The organism is Curtobacterium sp. P97, from assembly GCF_023712445.1.
In the GTDB taxonomy this organism is placed as follows: Bacteria; Actinomycetota; Actinomycetes; order Actinomycetales; family Microbacteriaceae; genus Curtobacterium.
The window spans coordinates 63,897-83,268 of record NZ_JAMAYF010000002.1 but is presented as its reverse complement, the minus strand read 5'-3'; the positions used below and the strand labels follow the sequence as shown (position 1 = coordinate 83,268).

Below are 19,372 nucleotides of genomic sequence, written 5' to 3'. Positions count from 1 at the left end.
GTGCACGCCGAGCGAGACGCCCCCGAACACAGGAGACGCCCCCGTTCCCGGGGGCGTCTCGTGGTTCCTGCGGCGTCTCGCACTGACGCCGGCGTCTCGTACCGGCCGACGGTGGCGCGTCGATCAGTACAGTGCGCTCGCCAGACGGCGGCGTGCCGCGACGACACGCGGGTCGTCCACCCCGATCAGCTCGAAGTACTCGACGAGCCGGACGCGCAGCGTCTCACGGTCCGCACCGAACACCGTCGGGACCAGGTCGAGCAGCCGCCCGAAGGCGTCCTCGACGTGCCCTCCGCTGACGTCCAGGTCGGCGACGGCCATCTGTGCCTCGACGTCCTGCGGCGCCGCGGCCGCGGCACTGCGGAGCTCGTCGGCCGTGCGACCGTTCAACCGGTCGAGCAACGAGACCTGCGCGAGCCCGGCGACGGCCATCTGGTCGTTCGGGTCCTGCGCGATCGCGGTCTTGTACTCCTGCACGGCGGCGGCGTAGTCGCCCCGCTCGATGGCGTCGTACGCTGCCTGGTGGTGCGGCGGCAGCGGCTCGGGAGCGGGCTCGCCCTGGGGCTCCGTCTCGGCAGCGCCGTCGACGGTGACCCGACCGGTCACGCCGTTCTGCTCGGCAGCGGCGACGACCTGCTCGAAGACGTCGCGCACCTGCGCCTCGGGCAGCGCGCCGACGAAGAGTCCGAGCGGCCGACCACCGATCACGGCGGCGACGGTCGGGATCGACTGCGCCTGGAACGCCTGCACGAGCTGCGGGTTGGTGTCCGCGTCGACCTTGGCGAGCACCACGCGACCGTCGTACTCCGCGGTCAGCTGCTCGAGGATCGGCGAGAGCTGCTTGCACGGCCCGCACCACTCCGCCCAGATGTCGACGATCACCGGGACGACGGACGAGAGCTGCAGGACGTCCTGGAAGCTCTGGTCGGTGACGTCGATGACGAGCGACGGGACGGTCAGGTCGGCATCGGGACCGGCACCGGTCGCCGGGACGCCGCCCGGCACGGCAGCGGCGCCGGCGCCGCCGGTGCCCGCGGCTGCGCCCGGGCCTCCGGCGGGAGCACCCGCTTGCTGCGTCGGCCGCTGAGCGCGGTCGACGAGGGACGACAGGTCGACGGCTCCGCGGAGACCGGACGGGGTCGGGGGGACGTTGGTCATTGCACCTCACTCGCTGCGGTCAGGCCCTGCGTGAACCCGAGCAGGACCACCTTCTCATCACTGCCGACCGGCGGCACGGAGAACAGCAGCTGGACGCTGTACGTCGCGCTGATCCCCTTCGTGCTCGAGTCGACGCCGGAGAGGGCCTTGACCGCCCCCTCGGTGTTGACCTCGGCGCCGGCCGCGGTCGGGGTCACCTTCTCGACCTCGTCGAGCGAGGCCGACACGAGCGCGCCCGCACCGTCCGTGGCGATCGCCACGGCGCCGTCGTCGGGCACCTCGGACGAGTACTCGATCTTCGCGGTGTCCGGCAGCGACTCGGCCTTCTTGTCCTTGTACGCCTTGCCGATCGTCGAGCGCAGACCGTCGCCGTCGGAGGCGAAGAGCGAGGCGGAGTCGCTGTCGGAGTCCTTCGCCAGCACGTCGCCGTACGCGGCCGCGATGTCGTCGGGCGCGATGCGCAGGAGCTTCGTGTCCCCGGCGAGCCGTGCCGCACCGATCGACGTCGGCGCCAGGCTCGGGATCTCCGCAGCGGCCTCGAGCGACACGTCGTAAGCGACCTTGTAGTCGTCGCGCGCGCTGTCCTGCACCAGGGTGAGGGCCTGCGGAGCGGTCTTCGCGGAGCAGTCCTCGGCGACGACCGTGAAGATCGTGCGCGGCCAGCTGTCGGTCTGCTGCGGGAGTGCCACGCAGACCTGACCGGCCGAGATCGCAGGCGGCGTCTCGACGTCGGTGTCCTTCTCACGGATCGCGTAGTTCGCCTTGCGGAAGTCGAGGGCGGCTCCGGTGAAGCGGGTCTCGAGCAGCGTCGCGTCACGGTCGGCATCGGCCTTCGACGCGACCTCGGCGACCCGCTCGACGATCCGGCGGATCTGCTGCTCGGTCGCAGCGGTCGGTTCGGTCGAGTCCGCGGCGCCGGTGGCCGAGGCGGTCGGCGTCGGGGTGGCGCCGGAGCCACCGCCCTGCGGCCAGTAGTCCGACGAGCAGCCAGCGAGACCGAGCGCCCCCACGAGCACGATCGGCACGGCCACCAGGGAACGACGGCCACGACGACCGCGGACCGGCACCTGTGCTCCCGCGGCGGCTGCACGACGCGACGCCCGCACGCGCGGCGGACGCGACCCACCGCTGCGGCGACGCGGACCACGACCACGACGCTGGTGCAGGAACGCCCAGACCAGCAGCGCGACGCCACCGACCAGGAAGAGTCCGCCCGCGACGAGGAGCGGACCGACGGAGGGCGTCGCGGTGTCCCGCGGCCAGGTCACCGACACGTCGGTCGGCGCGGCGTCGGACCCGTCGGCCAGCACCACGACCGAGACGTCGGCGGGCAACCGGACGGTGAACCGTCCCGCACCGTCCCACTCCTGGTACCAGAGGTCGCTGCCCTTCGGGTCCGGCACGGAGTCGGCCGATCCCGTCGTGCGGCCGACCAGGCGGTCCTGCTCGGCGTCGAAGCGCAGGGTGGTGTGCTTCGCGTCACCGATCCACGCGTCGACGTCGGCGGTCCTGCCGTAGGCCGCGAACACCGTCCCGGAACCCGAGACGTCGATGCGCTGGTACCCGGGGTTCGCGTTGAGCGTCGACCCCGGGATCACGGTCACCGGGGCCGAGGCCGTGCTCGAGGACTCTGCGACGAGCGACGAGGGTGGCGCGAACACGGTGCGCTGCCCGACCGCGAGACCGACGAGCAGCAGACCGATGACGAAACTGACGATCGCCAGGACGAATCGCACGGATCTTCTCCCTACCGCGCCGGGGGTGGGGGGATCGGCGCGCGAATCAGCGCTCCAGGATAGCGAGGCACCCTGGACATCGCATCCCCCACCGCTGTCCACGGGCTCAGTCGGCGCCGGTGGGCCGCCACTAGACTCGTCCGCGGGCCAAGGGCTGGCCCTCCGCCGACCCCCAGGAGCAACACGTGGCGAACGACGAGGCCGAGTTCGGGACCGAGCTGCGCGGGTACCGCCGCGACGAGGTGGACCGCTCGGTGAACGAGCTCCGCCGCGAACTCATCAAGTCGAACACCGACCGCGCCGAGGCCGCCAAGGAGATCCGTCTCCTGCAGGCGCGTGTCGCGGACCTGCAGGGCGAGCTCGACGAGGCCGGCACCCCGACCTACAGCGGGCTCGGCACCCGCCTCGAGTCCACCCTGCGCGTGGCCGAAGAGCAGTCGACACGGCTCATCAGCCAGGCGGACATCGACGCCCAGCGGCTCCGCGCATCGAGTCGGCACGAGGCCGAGCGTCTGCTCCGCGAAGCCCGGCAGGAGGCGTCGGAGACCCTCGAGGACGCCCGCTCCCGTGCGACCGACGAGCTCACCCGCGCCCGGGCCGAGTCGTCCGACACGATCGAGCGTGCCCGTGCCGAGGCCGGCCTGCTGACCCAGGACGCCCGCAACGAGGCCGCCGCCGTCCGGGGTGCAGCCGTCACCGAGGCCGCCGAGGTCCGCTCGGTCGCCATCCGCGAGACCGATGCCCTGCGTGCCCGTGTCGAGCGCGAGGTCGCCGAGCTGCGCGAGGACGCGCAGCGCGCGGCCGAGGACGCCCGTCGCGCCGCTGCCGACCTCGACCGTGAGACCGAGCACCGACGCAGTGTGTTCGAGGCCGACCACGCCCGGCGCACCGCGGACCTCGACCGCGAGGAGACCACGCGGCGCGCCGCCCTCGAGCGCGAGGTCGCCGAGGGCCGCGCTGCCTGGCAGCGCGAGCGCGACGAGCAGCGCCGAGCGCACGAGCTCGCGCTCGAGACCGGCCGGGCCGAGCTCGAGTCCGAGGTCGAGCGCGGCCGGGCCGCACTCGAGGCGGAGACCAGCGACCGTCGTCGTGAGCTCGACGCCGAACTCGGTGCCGCCCGCGCACGCTGGGAGCGCGAGGCAGCCGAGGCCCGCACCGCCCTCGACCAGGAGCTCGAGGCCGCCCGTGCGCAGCTCCGTGTCGACGAGGAGCAGACCCGGGCCGAGAACGCACGCCTGGTGGAGGAGACCGCTGCCCGCATCGCCGCGGAACTCGAGGAGCACCGCGCCCGCCTCGAACGCGAGCGCGCCGAGGCCGACGCCGCCGCCGAGCGCGCCGCTCGCGAGCACGCCGACGAGCTCGCTGCGCGCCGCGAGCGGGAGCACGCCGAGGTCGACACCGAGATCGCCGACCGCCGCACGGCCGAGCTCTCCGACCTCGAGGCCGAGCGCACGGCGCTGCAGCAGGAGGTCGACACGGTGCGCGCCGACCTGCAGCAGGAACGCGACGAGGTCCGCACGGCGATCGCCCGGGAACGCGACGAGGCCCGCGCGGCGCTCGAGTCCGAGCTCGCCGCCCGCCGTGACGACGCCGAGCAGGACTACCTGCAGAAGCACCAGGAGACGGTGGCCGAGACGCAGAAGTACCTCGACGAGGCCAACCTGCAGCTCGCCGAGGCGACCCGCCGCGCGTCCGAGGCGCGGGAGCGCGCCGAGCGGCTGCAGCAGGAGGCCGACGACCTCGAGCGCACGAGCACCGCGCAGGCACAGGAACGTGCACGCACCATCGTCAGCGACGCCCAGGAGCGAGTCCACCGGATGATCGCGGAGGCCGAGGAACGGTCGGCCGCGGCGATCGCCGAGTCCGAGGACCGGCTCGCCGCCATCCGCACCGAGCGCGACGCGGTCGCCGGGTACCTGGAGAACCTGCGCGGCGTGCTCACGCACGCCACCGGGCTCCTCGACGAGTCCCCCGTGGCGGCCGGCCGGCCGGCGGACGACGAGGCCCTCGACGAGGACGCCACCGCCCGCTGAGGACGGCATCCGCGACCCGGCCCGGAGGCGCACCGCGCGCCTCCGGGCCGGGTCGCGTCCCCCCGCGCCAGCCGTAACGCTCCCCGCTCACCCGGGACGGTCGGCTCGCGGGGCACGGTCGCCGTCCGGCCCTGACCGGTCGGTGGCGTCAGCCCGGTCGCGACGCCGACCGTGTGGTCAGTCGTCGAGGTGCGTCGGCAGCGGCGCGCTGCCCGGGACCACGAGGTCCGCGACGGCGTCGAGGACCGTGCGGACGTACCGTTCCCCGACCCACAGGTGCTTCGCGCCCGCGACGGGGACGACCCGCACGTTCGGCGCGACGGCGAAGCGGCGGACCGCGTCCTCCGGCTGCAGGAAGTCGTCGTGCTCCGGGACCAGCGCGACGACCGGGACGTCCACGTCCGCCCAGCGTCGGAGCTCGTCGTCCGAGGTCCGGTGCAGCGGGGGCGACAGCAGCACCACGCCGGCGACGTTCCCCGCGGCGACGTGTTCGAGGCCGTGCTTGAGGACGACCTCGGTGCCGAACGACCAGCCGAGGAGCCACGGGGTCGGCAGTCCGCGTGCGACGGTCTCCTGCACGGCGGCGCGGAGGTCGAAGCCCTCGGACTCACCGTCACCGAAGACGCCCTCGGACGTGCCCCGTGGCGAGGTCACCGACCGGAAGTTGAACCGCAGCACCGCGATGTCGGCCAGCGCGGGCAGGCGCGAGGCAGCCTTCTTCAGCACGTGGCTGTCCATGAACCCGTGCGCGGTCGGCAGCGGGTGGAGCGTCACGAGCGTGCCCCGCGCAGGCCGGTCGAGCGGCTCGGCGAGCTCGCCGACGAGGGTGAGGTGGTCGTCCGTCACCAGTTCGATGTCGGTACGTCGGGCGGGGAGCTCGGTGTTCGAGCGGATCTCGGTGCTCATGCGATGCTCCAGCAGTGGTTGTGCCAGTGTCGGCGGGACGCCAGGTCGGCGTCGTCCCCGAGCACACCGTCCGCGCGCCAGACCACCACGTGCGCGACACCCGGCAGCACGGCCAGGCCGCAGCCCGGACAGACGTACTCCTTCTGTGCGGACGCCGCGGACACCGGTTGCACGGTGAAGGTACGACCGCGACGGACCTCGGTCCGCCTCCACGAACTCATGAGGCGGTCGAGACCGGTCTCGTCCTCGGTCGGCTCGGGACCACGACCACGGGGTCGCCGCGGTCGGTTGCTGCGCGGCACCCCGGAACTGCCGATCAGTACCAGTTGTAGGACTGGCTGTGGCCCCACGCGCCGCAGGGGGTGCCGTAGACGCCGGAGATGTAGTTGAGACCCCAGGTGATCTGCGTCGCGGGGTTCGTCTGCCAGTCCGCACCGGCCGTGGCCATCTTGCTGCCGGGCAGCGCCTGCGGGATGCCGTAGGCACCGCTCGGGTTGTACGCGTTGACGCGCCAACCCGACTCCTTGTTCCACAGCGACACGAGGCAGTTGAACTGCTCGCTCCCCCAGCCGCGTGCGGCGACCATCTGCTGGGCGATCTCCTGCGCGCTGCCCGGGTTCGGCGTCGCGGCCGTCGCCGCGAGCGTGTTCGACGGCGTGACGGCCGTGCTCTTCGCTGCCGGGTCGGCCTGGTCGTCGGTGGCTTCGGCCGGCTTCTCCTCGACCTTGGGCTTCGGCAGCGTGACGCCGTAGCCGTCGCGCGTCACGTCGAACGCGGCGTACGTGCCGTGTGCCGTGAACTGCTGCGGCTCCACGGGCGCCTTGACGAGCACCGGGGCGACGACGGCGGCCTGGGCGACGTCGGGCTGCATCGGGTTGAACAGCGAGCCGCCGACGAAGCCGAAGACGGCGAAGAACGACAGCGTCGGGATGGTCGCGCGTCCGCGCATGAACGAGTTGAGGGTCCGGGCAGCCTTCGGCTTCGCCGGTGCGGCGACCGCGCGTCGCTGCTGGACGATGCGCGGGTCTGCAGCACCGGTCGGTGCGATCGGTCCGCGGACGAGGACCGGAGCGGTCTCCGGTGCGGCGGACGTCGCGACCGGGGTCGGCGCCGTCACGGGTGCGCCCAGCGGTGTCGACGGCAGCGCTGCCGTCTCGACCCGCGGGGTCGCGTGGAGGACCGAGTGCCCCGTCGTGCGGAGTCGGTCGCGTGCCGCGCGGCGCTCACCGACGACCGGACGGTCGAGGTGCTCGCGGGTACCGCGGTCGGAGCTGAGGTCTGCCGTGTGCCTGCCCATGAGTGGGTCCAGGATAACGGAACGGTCACGGGAAGAGAAGCACCGGTGTCCCGCGCGTCGTCAGCGGACGGCGAGCATGACCTCGACGACCGCGTCGAGCAGCGCGTCCACCTGCGCCTCGCGGTAGCCGCCGTGCTTCGGGCGGAACACCACCGACCGGACCTCGGTCAGGCTGAGCGGCTTGCCGTCGCGGAAGTAGCCCGCCAGCCGCTCCGCGAAGACGTCGACGTCCTTCGGGTGGTAGCCGGTGCCGAGCGGGCTGGTGCGTGCGAACCGCTGCCCGGTGGGACGCTCGAGTCGCGCGACGACGTCCGACGCCTTGGCGCGGGCCTCGGCGTACCAGGCCTTCTGACCCGTCTCGGCGATCTCACGCTCCCGCTCGCGAGCGGCGAAGGCGTCCTCGAGGCGCTCGAGCGCGGCGTCGACGTGTGCCGTGGAGTAGCCGCCCTTGCGCATGGAGAAGGCGGTCCTGCGGATCTTCGCCGCCTCGATGCCGGGAGCGGTGTCGCCCGCGGTGTACGCACGACGGGCGTCCTCGAGGAACCGCTCGACCTCGTCGACGTCGTACCCGAGGGACTTGCGGTCTGCGGAGGGGAAGGTCGTGGCCACGGCGACATTCTGCCAGCACCGGACCATGGCGCCACCTGGACGCGCGGTCCGACAGGGCGTCGGGCGCTCAGGTCAGTGGACGACCACCAGGAACAACACGTAGGCCACGGCCGCCGACGGCAGGATGCTGTCGATGCGGTCGAGCAGCCCACCGTGCCCGGGCAGGAACGACGAGATGTCCTTGATGCCGAGGTCGCGCTTGATCATCGACTCGGTCAGGTCCCCGAGCGTGGCGGAGCCCGAGATGAGGACACCGAGGACGATGCCGGTCCACCAGGGCAGACCGAGCATGAGCCAGGTCACCACGATGCCGACCAGGATGCTCGCGGCGACCGATCCCGCGAAGCCCTCCCAGGTCTTCTTCGGGCTGATCCGCGGCGCCATCGGGTGCTTGCCGAGGTTGAGCCCGGTGGCGTACGCACCCGTGTCGACGGCGACGACCACCAGGATGAAGGCGATCACCCACAGCTCACCGCGGGGCTGGGCCGAGAGCAGCACGATGCACGCACCGAGCAGGGTGATGTAGGCCTGCACGAACAGGCCGTTCGTCAGGTCGCGGGCGACGTGACCGGCCGGCGGCTTCTCCCGCGCGATCGCGACCTCGACGAGCCGCCAGACCGCGATGAGGACAATGCCGCCGAGGATCGCGAACAGCGCCGCGACCTGCCCTCCGAGGAACGCTGCCGGGACCATGACGACGGCCGCGGCCACGCTCGGGATGCGCGGCACGTCGCGCCCGGCGAACCGCATCGCACTCGCGAGCTCGTAGACGGCCACCCCGAGCAGGAAGGCCGCGACGACCATGAACGCCGGCTTCCAGATGAGGAGTGACCCCAGCATGACGACCGCGAACGCCAGGGCGATGGCGATCGCGGCCGGCAGGTTGCGGCCGGTGCGGGCGGTCAGTGCCTCGTTGCGCGCGCCGAAGTCCGCCTTGCGCTGCTTGAGCTGCGCCTCGAAGTCGGCGCGCGCCGCACGGGCACGGGCATCGAAGTCCTGTCGCAGCCCCTTCTTCGTGGTCGGGGCTGCTCCGGTCGGGCGCGGTTCTGTGGGGCGGTCGCCGCCCGGCTCGGGGAGACGCATCAGACCTCGAGGAGTTCGGCTTCCTTCTTCTTCAGCGCGTCGTCGATCTGGTCGACGTGCTTCTTCGTCAGGGCCTCGAGGTCCTTGTCGCCGCGGGCGATCTCGTCGTCGGAGATCTCACCCTTCAGCGCGTCGAGGTCGTCCTTCGCGCGGCGACGGATGTTCCGGATGACGACCTTGTGGTCCTCACCCTTGCCACGCACGAGCTTCACGAACTCCTTGCGGCGGTCCTGCGTGAGCTCGGGGATCGTCACGCGGACGATCTCGCCGTCGTTCGACGGGCTGGCGCCGAGGTTCGGGAACGTCGCGATCGCGCGTTCGATCTCCTTGAGGGCCGACTTGTCGTACGGCGTGACGATGAGCGTGCGTGCCTCGGGCGTCTGGAGCGACGCGAGCTGCGCGAGCGGCGTCGGGGTGCCGTAGTAGTCGACCGGGATCTTCTGGAAGAGGGCGGCGTTGATGCGTCCGGTACGGACGGTCGCGAAGTCGTCCTTGGCGACGTCGACGGCCTTCGCCATCTTCTCGGTGGCTTCGGTCAGGACATCACTGATCACGGTGGTTCTCCTTCGGTACTGCGTCGAGTCTAGTCAGCGTGCGGGTCAGTTGCTGACGACCGTGCCGATGCGTTCCCCGCGGATGGCGGCCGCGACGTTGCCCTCGCCCTCCATGCCGAAGACGTGCATCGGCATGCCGTTGTCCATGCAGAGCGAGAACGCCGTCGCGTCGACGACCTTCAGGCCCTGCAGCAGGGCGTCCTGGTACGTGACGTGGTGCAGCTTCTCGGCGGTGGCGTCCTTCTTCGGGTCGGCGGTGTACACACCGTCCACGCCGTTCTTGGCCACGAGGACCTCGTGCGCGTCGATCTCGAGCGCACGCTGGGCGGCGACCGTGTCGGTCGAGAAGTACGGCAGGCCCGCACCGGCACCGAAGATCACGATGCGCCCCTTCTCGAGGTGCCGCTCGGCGCGCCGCGGGATGTACGGCTCGGCGACCTGGGTCATGCTGATCGCGGACTGCACCCGGGTCGCCGCTCCGGCCTGCTCCAGGAAGTCCTGGAGCGCGAGCGCGTTCATCACGGTGCCGAGCATGCCCATGTAGTCGGCACGACCGCGGTCCATGCCGCGCTGCGAGAGCTCGGCACCGCGGAAGAAGTTGCCGCCGCCGACCACGATGGCCACCTCGACGTCCTGCGCGGCCTGCGCGATCTCCTTGGCGATGGTGCTGATGACGTCCGGGTTCACCCCGAGGGACCCGGCCCCGAACGCCTCCCCCGACAGCTTCAGCAGGACCCGGCGGCGTCCGGTCTTCTCGTTCGTCATGTGGCGCACCCTTCGTCGAATGTCTCGTGGGAATCTACCCGGCCGCAGCCGGTCCGGCGGAGGAGGTCGTGCCTCCCGGCCGGCTCCGCGCGTGTCGCAGCGCGCAGAAAACGGGGCCCGGAACCGATGTGGTTCCGAGCCCCGTCACGGGTTCGTTACGCGCCGACCTTGACGCGGGCGAAGCCCTGGATCGTCAGACCGGCGTTCTCGGCGGCCTTCGCGACGGACAGCTTGTTGTCCTTCGCGTAGTCCTGCTCGAGGAGCGCGACCTGCTTGCGGTACGCGTTGAGGCGACCCTCGACGATCTTCGGCAGGGCGGCCTCCGGCTTGCCCTCCTCGCGCGTGATCGCCTCGACGGTCGCGCGCTCCTTCTCGATGGCCTCGGCCGGGATCTCGTCGCGGGTCAGGTACGTCGGGTTCGCGAACGCGACGTGCTGGGCGATCGACCGCGCCTCGGCGGCGTCGGAGCCCGCGTAGGCGATGACGACGGCGATCTGCGGCGGCAGGTCCTGGCTGGTCTTGTGCAGGTAGACCTCGAAGGCGTCGCCCTCGACACGGACGACGGTGCGCAGCGCGAGCTTCTCACCCAGCGCGGCGGCGGCCTCGTCGATCGTCTCGGCGACGGTCTTGCCGTCGAGCGGCGCGGCGTTGCCGGCCTCGACGTCGGACGCACCGGCGGCGGCGACCGCGGCCACGACCTTGTCGGCGAGGGTGGTGAACTTCTCGTTCTTCGCGACGAAGTCGGTCTCGCTCGCGAGCTCGACGACGGTGGCGGCGCCACCCTCGGTCGTCGCGACGACGACACCCTCGGAGGTCGCACGGTCGTCGCGCTTGGCGACGGCCTTCGCGCCCTTGATGCGGAGCAGCTCGACGGCCTTGTCGTAGTCGCCGTCGGCCTCGACGAGCGCGTTCTTCGCGTCCATCATGCCGGCCCCGAGGTCCTCACGGAGCTTCTTCACGTCAGCAAGGCTGTAGTTGGCCATTGACTGGAGTCCTTTCTGGACTGGTGTTGTGGAGAGAGAGGGAAGGGGCGCCGAGCCGACCGGCCCGGCGCCCCCGGTGACTACTCGGCCGAGGTGGCTTCGGCGTTCTTGGCCTCGTCGGCGATCGGCTCGCCGATCTCCTTCGCGGCGACCTGCGCGTCGGCGTCGTTCTCCTCGACGGGAGCCTCGGCTGCGGGGGCGGCCTCGGCTGCCGGAGCGGCCTGCGCGCCACCCTGCTCACCGGAGAGGAGCTCCTGCTCCCACTCGGCCAGCGGCTCGGCCGTCTCCTCGTCGCCGCCGTTGTGGCGGGTCTTCAGGCCCTCGGCCGCGGCGTCGGCGACGATGCGGGTCAGGAGACCGACGGAGCGGATCGCGTCGTCGTTGCCCGGGATCGGGTAGGTGATCTCGTCGGGGTCGCAGTTGGTGTCGAGGATGCCGATGACCGGGATCCCGAGCTTCTGCGCCTCGTCGATCGCGAGGTGCTCCTTCTTGGTGTCGACGACCCAGAGCGCGCTCGGGGTCCGCGTGAGGTTGCGGATACCACCGAGGGTCTTGTGGAGCTTGTCCAGCTCGCGCTTCTTGATGAGGAGCTCCTTCTTGGTGAAGCCCTTCGTCGTGTCGTCGAAGTCGATCTCCTCGAGCTCCTTCATGCGCGCGAGGCGCTTGGAGACCGTCTGGAAGTTCGTGAGCAGACCGCCGAGCCAACGCTGGTTGACGTACGGCTGGCCGACGCGGGTCGCCTGCTCGGCGATGGAGCCCTGCGCCTGCTTCTTGGTGCCCACGAAGAGGATCGTGCCACCGTGCGCGACCGTCTCCTTGACGAAGTCGTACGCGCGGTCGATGTAGGCCAGCGACTGCTGCAGGTCGATGATGTGGATGCCCGAGCGCTCGGCGAGGATGAAGCGCTTCACCTTCGGGTTCCACCGACGGGTCTGGTGTCCGAAGTGGACGCCGCTGTCGAGCAGCTGGCGGATGGTGACGACGGCCATGCCGTCCCTCCTTGTTCTCGGCACACGACTGTTCGGCCGTGCGCACGGTTGCGGTTGTGTCGGTCGCGACCGGTGGCCGTGACCCCTGGCGCCCTGTCCGCGCGGCCGCCCGCTCGTGAGAGCAGGACCGGTGGCCGCGGAACGTGTCGTGGCGAGAGCACTGCTGTTGGACGAGCACTGCTGTTGCACGAGCACTGTGGACGCGCGAAGTCAGCGCGCCGGAGCGCGCTGCGGTCGTAATGCTAGCAGGTCCGGACGCCCAGGCCGTCGCCGGACACGACGGAGCCCGGACACGACCGCGCCCGGTACGACGGCGCCCGGACACGACCGTGCCCGGGACACGACCGCGCCCGGGACACGACGGAGCCGGGACGCACGGGAGGCGCGGTGCGGGTCCGACCCGCACCGCGCCTCCCGTCAGGTGGTGACGCCGGTGGACGCTACTTCGCCGACACCGTGTCGCCCTCTGCCGTGATGCCCATCTCCTCGAGGGAGCGGCCCTTCGTCTCCGGGATCTTCGCGATGACGAAGAACAGCGAGAGCAGGGCGAACAGGGCGTAGATGCCGTAGGTCACCGTCAGGTTGAAGCCGGAGAGCACCGGGAACGAGATCGTGACCACGAAGTTCGCGATCCAGTTGGCGGCCGAGCCGACGCCGAGCGCGGTCGCGCGGATGCGGTTCGGGAACATCTCGCCGAGCAGGACCCACATGAGCGGACCCCAGGTGGCGCCGAAGGAGACCACGAACAGGTTCGCGAAGATCAGCGCGATGATGCCCCAGGAGCCGGGCAGGCTCGGCGCGCCGTCCACGATCGTGGCCTGCGAGAACGCGATCGCGACCATCGTGAGCGAGACGAACATGCCCGACGAGCCCGCCACGAGCAGCGGCTTCCGGCCGAGCTTGTCCACGGTGAAGATCGCGATGAACGTGACGGCGACGTTGACGATCGACGTGATCGTCGAGATGAGGAACGAGTCGCTCTCCTTGAACCCGACCGCCTGCCAGAGGGTCGTCGAGTAGTAGAAGATCACGTTGATGCCGACGAACTGCTGCAGCACGGCGAGGATGATGCCGACCCAGACGATGGGCTGCAGGCCGAAGCGGTTGCCCCGGATGGAGCCCTTCTTCTCGTTGGCCTCCTTCTTGATGCCGTCCTGGATCTCCTCCAGGCTCGTGTTCACGGTGTCACGCGGGACGATCTTGCCCATGACCTCACGGGCGTCGTCGGCACGGCCCTTCGAGAGCAGGAAGCGCGGGGACTCCGGCAGGGTGATCGCGAGCACGCCGTAGACGACGGACGGCACGACACCGACGAGGAACATCCATCGCCAGGCGGCGAGGCCGAGGACCTGCTCCGAGGCGCCACCGGCGGTCACCGCGAAGAGCTGGTCGGAGAGCAGGGCGGCGAAGATGCCGAGCGTGATGGCGAGCTGCTGGAAGGACGCCAGTCGGCCGCGGATCGCCTTCGGGGAGACCTCGGAGATGTACGCGGGGGCGATCACCGACGCGGTACCGATGCCGAGGCCACCGACGAGACGCCAGATGACGAGGTCCCAGGTCGCGAACGCGAAGGCGGAGCCGATCGAGCTGACGAAGAACAGCACCGCTGCCCAGAACATGACGCGCGTCCGGCCCCAGCGGTCGGCCAGGCGACCGGCGAAGTAGGCACCGAAGGCACAGCCGATGAGCGCGGAGGCGACCGCGAAGCCGCTGGCGGCCTCGGACAGGCCGAACTCGCCCTTGATCGCGTCGACGGCTCCGTTGATGACGGAGGAGTCGAATCCGAAGAGGAAGCCGCCGACTGCCGCCGCGATGGCGAACAGGGTGACCTTCCCCTTGAACGCACGGTCCTCGCCGTGCTGGGTGGACGTGTTCGACACGGTGCTCCAGGTTCTTGCCGCCGTGCTGGGTGGCGCACGGTGCCCCGGCGGTCGGCTGGTTCGCCGTCCGAGCGGCGTTGCGTGTTCCGGAGCGGCCCCGACTGTACTCGCTGGCGGCTCGCGGGGCACATCGGGGCGCAGCGGGGGCGCGGCGCGGCGCGGCATGCGGGGTTGGACGCGTTCTGGGGTCGCCGTGGATCGCACGGGTTCGCCGACGTTGCACGCGTCGATCGACGCGTGTCGTGTCGCAGCCGGTACCGCGAGGGGACGTGGTGCGGCGCGGCGCCGTCCGACAGCCGTCCCTGCACAGCCCTGGAGGCAGCGGGCACCGTCCCCAGACCGGCCTGCCGCCGCCCGTGCCCGGGTGCGTCTCGACGACCCTCGTCACATGAGACGGTCACCGCTCCTCCCTCGGCCCGGGCGGCCGGGTGGGCTCCTCGTCCTCGCGGTCGCACTCCTGGTCGCACTCGCGGGTCCGCTCGTGGTCGCGCTCGTGGTCGCGCTCGCGAGTGCGTTCCTGTCGGGGCACCCGGCGACGTCCGACGAGGCTGACCGGTCGGCCGGAACGATCGTGGCGAGCGAGGACGTCGCTCCGGCGCCGTGGGTCTGGCCGACGGGCACGCGCGAGGTGGTCCGACCGATCGAGGCACCCGCGGACGACTACGCGCCCGGGCACCGCGGCATCGACCTGGCAACGTCCGTCGGTACCCCTGCGGTCGCGGTGGCGGACGGCACGGTGTCGTTCGCCGGGCAGGTCGCCGGCAGGGGCGTCGTGACGATCGACCACGGGGAGGGCCTCGTGAGCACGCTGGACTCCGTCGAACCCTCGGTGGCGACGGGCGACGCCGTCCAGCAGGGGATGGTGGTCGGTGTCGTCACGGTCGGACACTGTCCCGCCGCCGATCCGTGCCTGCACCTCGGCGCACGGGTCGAGGGTCGCTACGTCGATCCGCTGCGGTTCCTGTCGCCGGCTGCCTGGCCGGTCCTGCTCCCGGAGTCAGCGTGGCCGGGGTGACGTGCCGGAGGCCGCGAGGCAGCGAGGCCGTGCGGCGGAACGGCGTCGGGACTCCCGCCCGGCCGTTCGCCGTCAAGCGCGGGGGTGCGCCGTTCGGTAGACCTCCCGGAGCCGGGCGGACGAGACGTGCGTGTAGATCTGCGTCGTCCCGAGGCTCGCGTGCCCGAGGAGCTCCTGCACGGCCCGGAGGTCCGCTCCCCCGTCGAGCAGGTGCGTCGCCGCGGTGTGCCGGAAGGTGTGCGGCCCGCTCGGACCCGCGCCCGGCAGGTCTCCGAGCGCTCGAGCGACCACCCGGTACACGCTGCGGACCCCGAGTCGGCCACCCCGGTCGCCGAGGAAGAGCGCGGGCCCGCCGGAGCGCTGCACCTGCTGCTCGGAGGGGTCCGGCTGCGGGGAGGTGTCCGACTGCCGGGCGGGGGCCGGTGACCGCTCGGCAGCGCGCGCAGCGAGGACCGGGCGACCCCGTCCGAGCCAGGCCTCGAGCGCGTCCCTTGCGGGCACGCCGAACGGCACCACCCGTTCCTTGCCGCCCTTGCCGAGCACTCGCACGGTCAGGCGGTCTCGGTCGACGTCCTCGACGCCGATGCCGACGAGCTCGCTCACCCGGATCGCCGCGGCGTAGAGCAGTTCGACGACCGCCAGGTCGCGGAGCGCAGCAGGGTCGTCCGTGTCCGCCCGAGCCGCGAGTCCGTCGAGCACCGTCCGGACCTGGTCGGTCGACACGACGCGCGGCAGGTGCCCCGCCCCCTTCGGCGCGCGCAGCCGGGCGCCGGGGTCGGTGTCGAGCAGACCGGTCTCGCTGGCCCAGCGGGTGAACGCCCGCACCGACGACGACCGGCGCGCGATCGTGGACCGGGCGAGCCCGCGTCGGTCCGCTTCCCACAGCCAGTCGCGGAGCACCTCGAGACCGAGGTCCGCGGTGGCGGCGATCCGCCGCTCGTCGGCGAACTGCACCAGCTGGTCGAGGTCGTTCGCGTAGGCACGGACGGTCTGGTCGCTCAGGCCCCGGGCGCCACGGACGTGGTCGAGGAACGACTCCACCGCCGCCACGAGTCGCCCGTCCGTCTGCTCCGCCACGGGCCCCAGGGTAAGCGTCCGGCGCCGTCACGACCTGGTCCACCCGCCGACGGTGTGCGTGACGAGCCCCTGCAGTTCGGCCAGCGCGAGCGCGTCCGCCACCGCACCCGCCGCCATGCCCGAGCGCACGGCGATCTCCTGCTCGCCGAGCGCCCGCCGTCCCAATGCGTCCAGGACCCGGACCACCTCGGGGTCCTGCCGACCACCGATCGGCTCGTCGGCGCACGTCGGCCCACCGTCCCTCGACGGGTGTCCTCGCCCGGATCCGCGTCGTCCGACGACGGCCTCGACGGGGTCGCCCGGACCCACGACGATCTGAGCACGCCCCTGCGCCACGAGACGGTGGCACCCGACCGACGCCGACGACGAGAACGCCCCCGGGACGGCGAACACGGGTCGGCCGAGCTGCGCAGCGTGGTGCGCCGTGTTCAACGCGCCCGAGCGGGCCCCGGCCTCGACCACGACGGTCGCCGCACCCAGCGCCGCGATCAGTCGGTTCCGTGCGAGGAACCGCCACCGTGTCGGCCGGGTACCCGGCGGGGACTCGGCCAGCAGGCTGCCCTGCCGTGCGACGTTCCGCAGCAGTTCGACGTTGCCCGTCGGGTAGAGCTGGTCGATCCCGCCGGCCAGGACCGCCACCGTCGGCGTGCCCGCCGCGACCGCGACCCGGTGCGCGGTCGCGTCGATGCCGTAGGCCCCACCGCTCACCACCGTGCACCCGGCGTCGGCGGCCGCCGAGGCGATCTCCGCGGTCGCCTCGGCCCCTGCGACGGTGTTCGCCCGCGAACCGACGACGGCCAGGGCAGGACCGGAGGCCCGACGCCCCGACCGCGTCCAGAGCACGACGGGCGCGTGCGGCCCGAGGTCGTCGACGCCGGTGGGCCACCCGGCCGTGCCCGGCACGACGAGCCGCGCACCGACCGCGCGCGCGGCCTCGAGCGTCGTCAGCACGTCGACCCGGGCGAGCCGTGGGCGCCAGCGCTCGAGGGCGACCCGCAGCGTGCGGGCGAAGGGTGCCGGGGACTCAGCCCCCGGGACACCCCGGTCGATGCAGGAGTCGAGCAGGCCAACGGGTCCGTCGTCGCACGCCGACCGGACGAGCGCGAACGAGCGCTCGGCCCCGAGTCCCTGGACGAGCATCCCCGCCACCGCGTCCCCCGGCTCCACGACGGCCGACCACGCCACGCGCGCCGCTGCCTCCACCGGGTCCACCGCGTCGGCCCCAGCCCGACCGAGGAGCACCGCGACCGTCTCGAGCAGGTCGGGCGCCCCGGTCACAGCGCACTCCGGAGGGCGAGGGCCTCGCGCACGTGCCGTTCGCCCGGCCGGTCGTCCCCCTGCAGGTCCGCGAGCGTCCAGGCGAGGCGCATCGTCCGGTCCCAGCCGCGCATCGTCAGCGTGCCGAGGTCGAGCGCCTGGTCGAGCGCCGTCGTCGCCCGCCGGTCCACCCGCCCGGGGCCGCGGAGCCACGCCCCCGACACCTCGGCGTTCCGGGTCCACCCCGTACCGACGAGCCTGGTGCGCATCGAGTGGCGTGCCGCCTCGACGGTCGCTCGAGCCTGCGCCGTGCTGGGCGTCGTGCCGTCCTCACCGCGGATCAGGCCGGTGGTCACCCGCGGCACGCGCACCCGGATGTCGATGCGGTCGAGCAACGGCCCGGACATGCGGCCGAGGTACCGGCGGACGGTGGCCGGCGCGCACTCGCACGGTTGCCGCATCGAGCCGGCGTTGCCGCACGGACACGGGTTCGCCGCGAGCACGACCTGACAGCGTGCGGGGAACTCGGCGGCGCCGGCGGCCCGGTGCACCGTGATCCGTCCGGACTCCAGGGGCTGTCGCAGCGCGTCGAGCACCGCGCGCGGGAACTCCGGGGCCTCGTCGAGGAACAGCACGCCCTGAGTCGCGCGCGAGACGGCGCCCGGTCGGACCGTGCCGGAGCCGCCACCGATGAGGGACACCGCGGACGCCGAGTGGTGCGGGGCCTCCCACGGAGGTCTCGTGGTCCACGATGCGACCCCGTGCCCGGCGACCGACCGCACCGCCGCGACCTCGAGCGCCGCGTCGTCGTCGAGGTCCGGCAGCAGGCCCGGCAGCCGTTCCGCGAGCATCGTCTTGCCGGCGCCCGGCGGTCCCACGAGCAGGGCGTGGTGTCCGCCGGCGGCCGCCGCGACGAGGGCACGGACGCCGGTGGGGTTGCCCACGACCTCGGCCAGCTCGGCGACGGGTGATCGCTCGGGGAGGACCGGCGGCGCGGCGACCGGGTCGACCTCGACCGGCGGGAGGAGCGCCCCGGCGTCGATCGCGGCGGCACGGAGCGAGTCCACGGCGCGGACGTCCACACCGCGCACGAACCGGGCCTCCTCGGCGTTCCCCGTGGGGAGCACCACCCGCTCGGCTCCGGCGTCCCGTGCCGCGAGCAGCATCGGCACGACCCCGGGTACGGGCCGGAGTCGCCCGTCGAGCCCGAGCTCCCCGATGTACACGACCCGTTCGCTCACGCAGGGCGCGACGTCCGCACCGGCGAGCACCGCCATGGCGATCGCCAGGTCGAAGCCCGATCCGCGCTTCGGGATCGCCGCCGGCGTCAGGTTGACCGTGATCCGCCGGGCCGGCAGGGGCGCCCCCGCGTTCGCCGCTGCGGCCCGGACCCGCTCTCGGGCCTCGCCCAACGAGGTGTCCGGCAGCCCGATGATGCTGAAGGCGGGCAGCTGGCTCGTCAGGTGCGCCTCGACCTCGATCCGCCGTCCGGTCACGCCGAGCAGGGCGACCGCGGCGGACCGACCGATGCCGGTCACAGGATCCCCGTCAGGTGCTCGATGCCGTGCCGGTCACCGGCCACGTGCACCGCCAGCGCATCGAGACGGACCGCCGGGGCGTGCGTGTCGGGATGCGCCGCGAACCACATCGGCACCAGCCGTCGGAGGCGCGCGGTCTTCGCCGTGGTGATCGCCTCGAACGGGTGCCCGGTCGCCGTGCCCGCTCGCGTCTTGACCTCGATGAACACGAGTGTCCGCCCGTGCCAGGCGACCACGTCGACCTCGCCGCGTGCGCACCGCCAGTTCCGTTCCACCAATCGGTACCCGCGCGCCGTGAGCCATTCCACCGCGCGGTCCTCGCCGTACTGCCCCAGTGTTCGTCGTTCCATGTCGTTGCCTCCACCGACGACGATGCGGCAATGCAACCGGCGCCGTCGGTCGGATGGCGGAACTGTGGATGAGCACTCGTGATGGAAATGTTGTGCAGGAATGACGAGACCCCGGATGTCGTCAGGACATCCGGGGTCTCGT

The 19,372-nt window shown here is 72.4% G+C and carries 18 protein-coding genes; 2 read left to right on the top strand and 16 right to left on the bottom strand.

What is annotated here, in order from left to right; all coding sequences use genetic code 11:
* Positions 1 to 123: 123 nt before the first annotated feature.
* Positions 124 to 1,158 carry a tetratricopeptide repeat protein gene (locus M3677_RS02280; protein ID WP_251159689.1) on the bottom strand — a complete coding sequence of 345 codons (1,035 nt, stop codon included), beginning with the start codon at positions 1,156 to 1,158 and terminating at the stop codon, positions 124 to 126.
* A complete protein-coding gene (locus M3677_RS02275) occupies positions 1,155 to 2,894 on the bottom strand; it encodes a hypothetical protein (RefSeq protein ID WP_066654797.1) in 1,740 nt (579 codons plus the stop codon). Before M3677_RS02275 ends, M3677_RS02280 begins: the two co-directional genes overlap by 4 nt.
* Before the next feature lie 185 nt (positions 2,895 to 3,079).
* Between M3677_RS02275 and M3677_RS02270 the strand changes: the two genes are divergently transcribed.
* Positions 3,080 to 4,927 (top strand): hypothetical protein, encoded by a 1,848-nt coding sequence (locus M3677_RS02270; protein WP_066654799.1) that lies wholly within the window; start codon positions 3,080 to 3,082, stop codon positions 4,925 to 4,927.
* A 177-nt stretch (positions 4,928 to 5,104) separates the two neighbouring features.
* Here M3677_RS02270 and M3677_RS02265 read toward each other — a convergent pair whose 3' ends face one another.
* From M3677_RS02265 to M3677_RS02220, 10 genes are all read right to left on the bottom strand, one after another.
* Complete coding sequence (locus M3677_RS02265) at positions 5,105 to 5,833, bottom strand: alpha/beta hydrolase (protein WP_209682241.1); 729 nt, start codon at positions 5,831 to 5,833, stop codon at positions 5,105 to 5,107.
* On the bottom strand, positions 5,830 to 6,135 hold the full coding sequence (locus tag M3677_RS02260; RefSeq protein WP_251159688.1) for a hypothetical protein: 306 nt from the start codon (positions 6,133 to 6,135) through the stop codon (positions 5,830 to 5,832). Before M3677_RS02260 ends, M3677_RS02265 begins: the two co-directional genes overlap by 4 nt.
* 14 nt (positions 6,136 to 6,149) lie before the next feature.
* On the bottom strand, positions 6,150 to 7,130 hold the full coding sequence (locus M3677_RS02255) for a transglycosylase SLT domain-containing protein (protein WP_251159687.1): 981 nt from the start codon (positions 7,128 to 7,130) through the stop codon (positions 6,150 to 6,152).
* A gap of 60 nt (positions 7,131 to 7,190) precedes the next feature.
* A complete protein-coding gene (locus tag M3677_RS02250) occupies positions 7,191 to 7,739 on the bottom strand; it encodes a DivIVA domain-containing protein (protein WP_200884098.1) in 549 nt (182 codons plus the stop codon).
* A gap of 72 nt (positions 7,740 to 7,811) precedes the next feature.
* Positions 7,812 to 8,822, bottom strand: coding sequence for a phosphatidate cytidylyltransferase (locus M3677_RS02245; RefSeq protein WP_209682237.1), 1,011 nt, complete (start codon positions 8,820 to 8,822; stop codon positions 7,812 to 7,814).
* Complete coding sequence (frr, locus tag M3677_RS02240) at positions 8,822 to 9,376, bottom strand: ribosome recycling factor (RefSeq protein ID WP_066654807.1); 555 nt, start codon at positions 9,374 to 9,376, stop codon at positions 8,822 to 8,824. The genes M3677_RS02245 and frr overlap by 1 nt, the downstream gene beginning before the upstream one ends.
* Positions 9,377 to 9,421: 45 nt before the next feature.
* On the bottom strand, positions 9,422 to 10,141 hold the full coding sequence (gene pyrH, locus M3677_RS02235) for a UMP kinase (RefSeq protein WP_058729969.1): 720 nt from the start codon (positions 10,139 to 10,141) through the stop codon (positions 9,422 to 9,424).
* A gap of 155 nt (positions 10,142 to 10,296) precedes the next feature.
* A complete protein-coding gene (gene tsf / locus M3677_RS02230; RefSeq protein WP_066654809.1) occupies positions 10,297 to 11,124 on the bottom strand; it encodes a translation elongation factor Ts in 828 nt (275 codons plus the stop codon).
* An 80-nt stretch (positions 11,125 to 11,204) separates the two neighbouring features.
* Entirely contained in the window at positions 11,205 to 12,113 is a 909-nt protein-coding gene (gene rpsB, locus M3677_RS02225) for a 30S ribosomal protein S2 (protein ID WP_066654811.1), read from the bottom strand.
* Positions 12,114 to 12,553: 440 nt separating this feature from the next.
* On the bottom strand, positions 12,554 to 13,993 hold the full coding sequence (locus tag M3677_RS02220; RefSeq protein ID WP_066654813.1) for a sugar porter family MFS transporter: 1,440 nt from the start codon (positions 13,991 to 13,993) through the stop codon (positions 12,554 to 12,556).
* A 388-nt stretch (positions 13,994 to 14,381) separates the two neighbouring features.
* Between M3677_RS02220 and M3677_RS02215 the strand changes: the two genes are divergently transcribed.
* Positions 14,382 to 15,008 carry a peptidoglycan DD-metalloendopeptidase family protein gene (locus M3677_RS02215; RefSeq protein WP_251159686.1) on the top strand — a complete coding sequence of 209 codons (627 nt, stop codon included), beginning with the start codon at positions 14,382 to 14,384 and terminating at the stop codon, positions 15,006 to 15,008.
* Positions 15,009 to 15,080: 72 nt separating this feature from the next.
* Here the strand turns inward: M3677_RS02215 and M3677_RS02210 are convergent, their stop codons facing one another.
* From M3677_RS02210 to M3677_RS02195, 4 genes are read right to left on the bottom strand one after another with little or no spacing between them, the layout of a single operon-like run.
* Positions 15,081 to 16,085: a tyrosine recombinase XerC gene (locus M3677_RS02210; RefSeq protein WP_251159685.1), complete on the bottom strand. Its 1,005-nt coding sequence runs from the start codon at positions 16,083 to 16,085 to the stop codon at positions 15,081 to 15,083.
* A gap of 27 nt (positions 16,086 to 16,112) precedes the next feature.
* Entirely contained in the window at positions 16,113 to 17,363 is a 1,251-nt protein-coding gene (dprA, locus tag M3677_RS02205; protein WP_251159684.1) for a DNA-processing protein DprA, read from the bottom strand.
* Complete coding sequence (locus tag M3677_RS02200; protein ID WP_251159683.1) at positions 17,360 to 18,880, bottom strand: YifB family Mg chelatase-like AAA ATPase; 1,521 nt, start codon at positions 18,878 to 18,880, stop codon at positions 17,360 to 17,362. The genes dprA and M3677_RS02200 overlap by 4 nt, the downstream gene beginning before the upstream one ends.
* A complete protein-coding gene (locus M3677_RS02195; protein WP_066654820.1) occupies positions 18,877 to 19,230 on the bottom strand; it encodes a YraN family protein in 354 nt (117 codons plus the stop codon). Before M3677_RS02195 ends, M3677_RS02200 begins: the two co-directional genes overlap by 4 nt.
* Between the last annotated feature and the right edge of the window lie 142 nt (positions 19,231 to 19,372).